Below are 545 nucleotides of genomic sequence, written 5' to 3'. Positions count from 1 at the left end.
GCCAATTGCACATCATGTGACCCAGCCATCCCGCATGGCTGCGATCCTGATTGACGAGATGCGTCGCCGAAGCATTCTCCTGCCGTCGGTCACTGTCATTGAAGCCTTGGTGCGCCGTGCTCGCCAGCAGGCCGATCACCTTGTCCATGACGTCCTTGCAGGGGATCTGCCGCCGGAAACCCGTTGTCGTTTGGACAAAATGCTGGAGCGTCGTGGCGATCGCAGTGCCTCCTGGCTCTCGTGGCTGCGTAACCCGCCCTTGTCACCAGCCGCGCGCAATATCCTGCGATTGCTGGAACGCCTGGAGTGTGTACGATCCCTGAACCTCGACAGCGCTCGCGCCACGACCATACCGCGTGTGGCCTTTGACCGTTTGAGCGAAGAAGCTGCCCGGATTACGCCCCAGCATCTGGCCGAGCTTCGGTCATCCCGTCGTTACGCCATTCTGGTGGCAGCCGGGGTCCGACTTGAGGAGGTTCTAACCGACGCGGCCCTCACAATGATGGACAAACTCCTCGGAAGCATGATGCGCCGTGCCGAGCACC

The 545-nt window shown here is 61.5% G+C and carries 1 pseudogene; it reads left to right on the top strand.

The features are described 5' to 3' along the window. Positions 1-545: pseudogene (locus tag KP705_RS16620) on the top strand (Tn3 family transposase); the annotation flags it as partial.

It is taken from the genome of Gluconobacter sp. P1D12_c (assembly GCF_018812105.1).
Taxonomy (GTDB): Bacteria; Pseudomonadota; Alphaproteobacteria; order Acetobacterales; family Acetobacteraceae; genus Gluconobacter; species Gluconobacter oxydans_A.
Note: the sequence above shows the minus strand (reverse complement) of the source record. Positions and strands in the feature narration are given on the sequence as shown.